The following is a 2,911-nucleotide window of genomic DNA, read 5'->3' as shown; positions in this document are numbered from 1 at the left end:
GTTCAAGAGGGATTCGCAACGCGTGGCATTTTTACTATGCGTTGGTTTTAGTGTTTAAGGTGGTATGCGGCGGCTTCGGTATTGCGTTGCTCACCCCTTAACAGGGCGTTATACAAATCAGAAAATTAGGAGTTAGTAAATAAATGGCTAGGTTAAAAGTATTTGTTTCTTCAACTTGTTACGACTTGAGTATAGTTAGGTCACAAGTACGCAGTTACGTGAAGCAATTGGGTCATGACCCAGTGATGAGTGACTATATGGAAGTACTATATGATCCACGAGAGCATACCCATAAGAGCTGTATCCAAGAAGTATCTGGTTGTGATGTGGTCGTTTTAATAATAGGTTCTCGATTTGGCGGTAAAGGAGTTCCTGCTGCATTTGATGGCATCGATTTTGACGCGCTGAATGAAAAGAGTAAGAGTACCAGTGTGCTTCAAATGAAAGAAAAACTCTCAGTAACACAATTGGAGATTTGTAAGGCAATTGAAGATAATATTCCAGTTTTTACTTTTGTAGATGATCGAGTTCTTCACGATCACTTAGTGTACGAAACTAATAAAAATAGTGAAGCTATAGACCATATAAAGTTCCCTTCAATTGAAAAGCCTGAAAGTGCAAAATATATTTTTGAGTTTATTAATTTCCTAAGGCATAGAACAGAGGGTAATAGTGTTAATGGTTTTTCAAAAGTAGAGGACATCAATCAATATTTAAGTAGTCAATGGTCATCCCTATTTCAACGGTTGTTACATGAACAAAGAAATAAAGAGGCTGAACGAAAGAGAATTGATTATTTTGCTAATCAAATTGCAGACTTGAAAGCAGCAGTAATGAGTTCTATACAAACTCCAGATCTAAGGCTCACTGCGAGTGGTGCAATTAGGTTTCGCAGGTTGATTGACTTTGTTCGCTCTATTGAAATACAAGACTACCACCATATTATCTTGTCTAATTGCACTTGGGATGATTTGCTTCGCTCCGCAGATATTGTAGATGTCAAGGAAATACCGGGTAAAGGCGGAAGTATTGTAAATCGTTCTGGTGCAGCGTTAATTCGTTCCGATGGCACTTTCTATGAAACTAGATTTCCATATCGCTTGTATCAGGACTTAGCGCTAGAGTGGGGGAGCTTTGTTGAATTAAACCAAGAGTCTCGTTCTGCAATTATAGAGGCTGTTAGTGAAAGTTCATTCCGAGGTCCGATGGCTGCAAGAAAAGTAAATAAGTCTTTTGATGATCTGTATAACAAAGATGAATTTGAAGCCAAAGAGTCGTCGTTAGAAGACGATGACGTAGAATTTGTATAACAAACTGTTTAAGAGTGATTCGCAACGCGTGGCATTTTTGCTATACGTTGCGTTTAGTGTCTAAGGTGGTATGCGGAAGCTTCGGTATTGTGTTGCTCACACCTTAACAGGGCGCTATGTACTTTTATGGAAAATCAGAAATTTATGGATGAAAATGCTGAAATTTGGCGGCAGTACTACGAAAAGGCACTGTCTCGCCCACATTCAAAACGCACTGAATTTGCAGCGCAACTAAATGAGTCAAACCTCAAAGTAGCTACTGACTGTGGTTGTGGAACAGGCAGTGATATCGAATACCTAGAGCAACAGGGTTTTCAAGTTCATGGCTTCGATATTAATCCTGATTCGGTCGCTATTTGCAGAGACAGATTTGGGTCAAAGCCATTAGTGGATATTGCAGAGTCTTCGTTTGAGTCGTTCGACTATCCAAAATCTGGTGTAGTTATCGCAAATTCCAGTTTGTTCTTCGCTGACCCAAACCAATTTGAATCGACTTGGATCAACATTAAATCTTCAATTGAAATCGGTGGGGTGTTTGCTGGTGACTTCATGGGTTTCAAAGACAGTTGGGCTCACAACTATCGTAGTCCTACAACACCGCTATCGGAATCAGAAGTAAAGGCTTTATTCTCAGATTTTGAAATAGTCAGGTTCTTTGAACGTGATGAAAAAGCGAAAACTTCATTGGGTAAAATGAAGCATTGGCATACATATTCCGTGGTCGCGGTGAAACGTACATAACAAAGCGTTTAAGGCAGATTCGCAACGCGTGGCATTTTTACTATGCGTTGGTTTAAGTGATTAAGGTGGTATGCGGCGGCCTTTGTATTGCGTTGCTTACCCCTTAACAGGGCGTTAGCTCTCATTGGAGGTTCGAGTTTGAACTCAGAGTTGAATTCACTGTGGAACCAAGCAGTGAAAAGTGTAGGTTTAACTGGCTTAGTTGGAAGTAAAGGGTGCCGGTTAGCTTCAAGCTATGGTGAAGCAAAGCCTTGGGTTTTAGGTTCTAGTCATCCGGTCGGAACAACGGTTATGCGCTCAAATATTCAGTTGTATAATGGTTGGGACTGTCCTGTAACGCTGCGCATTGCAAAAACTATAGTTACAGAATCACCTCAAATGACATTACGTGAACTACAAACAAAAATGTTAAAGTTAGCCATAACAGGTGAAGCTACTTTTCCCTATATTTGGTGGATCTACACAAGGAAGCCATCTAGTAATGTTCGCGCTATCCATGAGGATCAAAATGGTCTCTTGTTTGTAAAAATAAGGGGCAAATGGATGCAAGTGTATAAATGCCAAAAACTAGGCTCATTAGTCGGCTCCCAAGGTGAGCATTATGAAGACTTCCCGAGTAATGCATACTTTGTTCTTTGGGACAACGAAGAGCTGGCACGTAGCCATGCGAGCTAACAAACAGTTCAAGAGGGATTCAGCACGCGTGGCATTTTTAGTATGCGGTGATTTCGGTGTTGAAGTGCCATGCAGCGGCTTGGTCATTGCGTGCTTCACCCCTTAACTGGGCGTTAGTCGCCAGAAAAAGCTAGCAATCAAAATCATGTTTCTTAGCTCAAAATTTGGCAGCTGTTTGTTTGGTA

3 protein-coding genes are annotated in these 2,911 nt (G+C 40.8%); all 3 read left to right on the top strand.

Annotated features, from left to right (window positions below; all coding sequences use genetic code 11):
• The first annotated feature begins 143 nt into the window (after window positions 1-143).
• The 3 genes from R7E47_RS23920 to R7E47_RS23910 all read left to right on the top strand — a co-directional run bounded on the left by R7E47_RS23920 (window position 144) and on the right by R7E47_RS23910 (window position 2,726).
• Window positions 144-1,310 (top strand): DUF4062 domain-containing protein, encoded by a 1,167-nt coding sequence (locus R7E47_RS23920; protein WP_029811084.1) that lies wholly within the window; start codon window positions 144-146, stop codon window positions 1,308-1,310.
• Window positions 1,311-1,454: 144 nt separating this feature from the next.
• Window positions 1,455-2,051 (top strand): class I SAM-dependent methyltransferase, encoded by a 597-nt coding sequence (locus tag R7E47_RS23915; RefSeq protein WP_021707498.1) that lies wholly within the window; start codon window positions 1,455-1,457, stop codon window positions 2,049-2,051.
• Window positions 2,052-2,225: 174 nt separating this feature from the next.
• The gene (locus R7E47_RS23910; protein ID WP_318085119.1) at window positions 2,226-2,726 is read left to right on the top strand and encodes a hypothetical protein; all 501 of its coding nucleotides are present in this window, start codon (window positions 2,226-2,228) and stop codon (window positions 2,724-2,726) included.
• The last annotated feature ends 185 nt before the right edge of the window (window positions 2,727-2,911 follow it).

Source organism: Vibrio sp. Vb1026, from assembly GCF_033338745.1.
Taxonomy (GTDB): domain Bacteria; phylum Pseudomonadota; class Gammaproteobacteria; order Enterobacterales; family Vibrionaceae; genus Vibrio; species Vibrio alginolyticus.
The sequence above is the reverse complement of the archived record's forward strand: the minus strand, read 5'-3'. Positions and strand labels throughout refer to the sequence as shown.